The organism is Bradyrhizobium sp., from assembly GCF_016462955.1.
Taxonomy (GTDB): Bacteria; Pseudomonadota; Alphaproteobacteria; order Rhizobiales; family Xanthobacteraceae; genus Bradyrhizobium.
On sequence record NZ_JAEMSD010000679.1, the window covers coordinates 1 to 2992 of the forward strand.

Below are 2992 nucleotides of genomic sequence, written 5' to 3' on the forward strand. Positions count from 1 at the left end.
GTGTTGATCGGATGCTTGACGCTGCCGAGCACCTTGCCGCCGTTGGCGGTCACCACCGCCGTGGTGTCGCGTTCCAGCGCGTGGCCGAAGGCGTAGTCGGCGGTGAGGAAGAACCAGGTGTCGCCGCCGGCCTTGGTCAGCGCCTTGCCGGTGCCGTTGGCCAGCATGTAGGTGTCATAGGTGTAGGAGACCGTGTTCGGCGTGCAGGCCTTGCCGGTCAGGTCGGCGGAGGCGGCGCCGGAATTCAGCAGGACCGCGTTCTTTTCCTTGACGAGATTGCTGACGGCAAGAGCGACGCCCGAGTTCGGCGTGTCCGCGATCGCGTCGACCTTCTCGTTGTCGATCCACTGCCGGGCGATGTTGACGCCGACGTCCGGCTTGTTCTGGTGGTCACCGCTGATGACGTCGATCTTCCAGCCCTTCGCGAGCAAGCCGGAATCCTCGACCGCCATCTTGATCGCGACCACCGAGTTCGGGCCGCCGATGTCGGCGTAGAGGCTCGACATGTCGTTGAGCACGCCGATCTTGACGGTCTTGTCCTGCGCGTGGGCGGATGTGGCAAAACCGAAGGCGGCACAGGCCAGAAGGGCCGCGGAGCGGCGGGCGAACGTCGTCGTCATGAAAGATTTCCTCCATTGTCAAATATGCGGACGGCTCTCTTGGATGGAGCCTTTGTTCCGGCTGATGGCTCTAGCCTGTCCCACGGCCGGCGGCAATGCATCTAAAGCCTGATGACGCTGCGTCGTAGCGTCATCCGGCGGTTAACTTTTGGTCAAAATGCGTTGAGTCGCTATCTCGGCGCGTCCCATGTGGGCCGATGCGCTGACCAGCGTCGACCCCCGCGGTAAGGGCGTTACCTCGGGCGTCATCAAGCGGGCGCGCGGAAGCTCATCAGGCTGCGGGTCTTGTAATCGTAGAACTTGCCGGTCTCGGCCCAGTCAGGCGCGCACATCGGCACGATGAATTCGGCGACCTGTTCGGGCGTGTCGAGCGTCGCGGGATCCTCGCCGGGCATCAGCGTGGCGCGCATGCGGGTGCGGACCGGGCCGGGGTTGAACAGGTTGACGCGCAGCTTGGTATTCGCGGTCTCCTGCGCCCAGGCGCGGGCCAGCGTCTCCAGTGCGGCCTTGGAGGCCGCGTAGGGGCTGACATAGGCGGTCGCCTTGTTGGCGGCGCCCGAGGTGATGAACACGGCGCGGCCGGCATCGGACTGCCTGAGCAGCGGCTCCATGCAGCGGATCAGCTGGAAGTTCGCGGAGACGTTCACCGCCATCACGTCGTTGAAGGTCTTGAGCTCGATATGGCCGATCGGGGAGGACGGTCCGAGCACGCCGGCATTGCCGACGAAGATGTCGAGCTTGCCGTAGCGCTCGTGCAGGCCGGCCCCTAACCGCGCGATGCCGTCGAAATCGGTGAGGTTGAGCGGCACCAGAGTGGCGCTGCCGCCGTCTTTCCGGATCTCGTCGTCGAGCTCTTCCAGCCCGCCTTGCGTCCGCGCCGTCGCAACGATATGCGCGCCGGCCTTGGCGAGCGCGATTGCGGTGGCATAGCCGATGCCGCGGGAGGCGCCGGTGACGAGAGCGATACGGTCGGCGAGGGGTTTTGTCATCGTCGAATACTTCCGTCATGCCCGGGCTCGTCCCGGGCATCCACGTTCTTTGCGGCGGGTATTACAGACGTGGATGGCCGGGACAAGCCCCGCATGCACCTGTCATTCCGGGATGGTGCGAAGCACCAGACCCGAATCTCGAGATCCTCAGGCGCGCAACTGCGCGCCATAGTTCGATGCTTCGCATCGCCCGGGATGACGCCTTCGATGTCAGCTCGCCTCGGCCAGCAACGACAGCTGCCGCGGCTGCGGCTCGGTCTGGGTCTGGTCGGTGAGGTGGGTCGGATAGGCCCCGGTGAAGCAATGGTCCGAGAACTTCGGATTGGCGGGGTCGCGGCCCGGCTCGCCCATGGCGCGGTACATGCCGTCGATCGACAGGAAGGCGAGCGAGTCGGCGCCGATGATCTCGCGCATCTCTTCCAGCGAATGCGTCGCGGCGAGAAGGCCGCCGCGGTCGGGCAGGTCGATGCCATAATAATCGGGATAGAGGATCGGAGGCGAAGCGAGACGGAAATGCACTTCCTTGGCGCCGGCATCGCGCATCATGCGCACGATCTTCTTCGAGGTGGTGCCACGCACCAGCGAATCGTCGATCAGGATGATGCGCTTGCCTTCGATCGCGGCGCGGTTGGCCGAATGCTTCATGCGCACGCCGGATTCGCGGATCGCCTGCGTCGGCTGGATGAAGGTGCGGCCGACATAGTGATTGCGGATGATGCCGAGCTCGAACGGCACGCCGGAGAACTGGCTGTAGCCGACCGCGGCGGGCACGCCGGAATCCGGCACCGGCACCACGACGTCGACCGGCACGTGGCTTTCGCGCGCGAGCTGCGCGCCGAAATTCTTGCGCACCTCGTAGACCGAGCGGCCGTGCACGATGGAATCGGGACGCGAGAAGTAGATGTATTCGAAGATGCAGGGACGCGGCGCCATCGGCGGGAACGGCTTGTGGATGTCCTGGCCGTTCTCGTCGAACACGATGACCTCGCCCGGCTCGATGTCGCGCACGAAGCGGGCGCCGATGATGTCGAGCGCGCAGGTTTCTGAGGTCAGGATAGGGCAGCCATCGAGCTCGCCGAGCACGAGCGGACGGATGCCGCGCGGATCGCGCGCGCCGACCAGCTTCTTGTTGGTGAGCGAGACCAGGGCATAGGCGCCCTCGATCTCGCGCAACGCGTCGATGTAGCGCTCGATGAAGCGGGCGCGCTTGGAGCGCGCGACCAGGTGCAGGATCACTTCGGTGTCGGTGGTCGATTGCATCATCGCGCCGTGCTTGACGAGCTCGCGGCGCAGCGTCAGGCCGTTGGTGAGGTTGCCGTTGTGGGCGACCGCGAGGCCCCCGGCATTGAGCTCGGCGAACAGCGGCTGCACGTTGCGCAGGAT

The 2992-nt window shown here is 65.5% G+C and carries 3 protein-coding genes; all 3 read right to left on the reverse strand.

Features of this window, described 5'->3' with window-relative positions:
* Positions 1-620: ABC transporter substrate-binding protein (locus JHD07_RS36745; protein ID WP_291631099.1), on the reverse strand; the 620-nt coding region annotated here is incomplete at its 3' end.
* Positions 621-868: 248 nt separating this feature from the next.
* On the reverse strand, positions 869-1609 hold the full coding sequence (locus JHD07_RS36750) for an SDR family NAD(P)-dependent oxidoreductase (protein WP_291631101.1): 741 nt from the start codon (positions 1607-1609) through the stop codon (positions 869-871).
* Positions 1610-1819: 210 nt separating this feature from the next.
* The coding region (gene purF / locus JHD07_RS36755) for an amidophosphoribosyltransferase (protein WP_291631103.1) at positions 1820-2992 on the reverse strand (1173 nt) is incomplete at its 5' end.